At 56.0% G+C, this 1,317-nt stretch carries 1 rRNA gene; it reads left to right on the forward strand.

Annotated elements, in window-relative coordinates:
• Nucleotides 1-1,310 (forward strand): 16S ribosomal RNA (locus H8S64_RS22050); the annotation flags it as partial.
• Nucleotides 1,311-1,317: the final 7 nt, after the last annotated feature.

Consider the following 1,317-nt stretch of genomic DNA (forward strand, 5'->3'; position numbering starts at 1 on the left):
TTAATGGTACGGGACGGGCACGCGCGACATTAGGTAGTTGGCGGGGTAACGGCCCACCAAGCCGACGATGTCTAGGGGTTCCGAGAGGAAGGTCCCCCACACTGGAACTGAGACACGGTCCAGACTCCTACGGGAGGCAGCAGTGAGGAATATTGGTCAATGGGCGAGAGCCTGAACCAGCCAAGTCGCGTGAGGGAAGAATGGTCTATGGCCTGTAAACCTCTTTTGTCAGGGAAGAATAAGCGGCACGTGTGCCGTGATGCCAGTACTTGACGAATAAGCATCGGCTAACTCCGTGCCAGCAGCCGCGGTAACACGGGGGATGCGAGCGTTATCCGGATTTATTGGGTTTAAAGGGCGCGTAGGCGGGATGCCAAGTCAGCGGTAAAAGACTGCAGCTAAACTGTAGCACGCCGTTGAAACTGGTAACCTCGAGACGAGTCGAGGATGGCGGAACAAGTGAAGTAGCGGTGAAATGCTTAGATATCACTTGGAACCCCGATAGCGAAGGCAGCTGTCCAGACTCGATCTGACGCTGATGCGCGAGAGCGTGGGTAGCGAACAGGATTAGATACCCTGGTAGTCCACGCCGTAAACGATGCTCACTGGATCTTGGCGATACACTGTCAGGGTTCAAGCGAAAGTATTAAGTGAGCCACCTGGGGAGTACGTCGGCAACGATGAAACTCAAAGGAATTGACGGGGGCCCGCACAAGCGGAGGAACATGTGGTTTAATTCGATGATACGCGAGGAACCTTACCTGGGTTTAAATGTAGAGTGCATGAGCTGGAAACAGTTCTTTCCCTCGGGACTCTTTACAAGGTGCTGCATGGTTGTCGTCAGCTCGTGCCGTGAGGTGTCGGGTTAAGTCCCATAACGAGCGCAACCCCTATCGATAGTTGCCACCGGTTCGAGCCGGGCACTCTATCGAGACTGCCACCGTAAGGTGCGAGGAAGGCGGGGATGACGTCAAATCAGCACGGCCCTTACATCCAGGGCTACACACGTGTTACAATGGCCGGTACAGAGGGCCGCCACCCGGTGACGGGGCGCCAATCTCTAAAGCCGGTCGTAGTTCGGACTGGAGTCTGCAACCCGACTCCACGAAGTTGGATTCGCTAGTAATCGCGCATCAGCCATGGCGCGGTGAATACGTTCCCGGGCCTTGTACACACCGCCCGTCAAGCCATGGAAGCCGGGAGTACCTGAAGATCGTGACCGCGAGGAACGGGCTAGGGTAATACCGGTAACTGGGGCTAAGTCGTAACAAGGTAGCCGTACCGGAAGGTGCGGCTGGAACACCTCCTTTCTGGAGC

This window comes from Butyricimonas hominis (assembly GCF_014287455.1).
Lineage (GTDB): Bacteria > Bacteroidota > Bacteroidia > Bacteroidales > Marinifilaceae > Butyricimonas > Butyricimonas muris.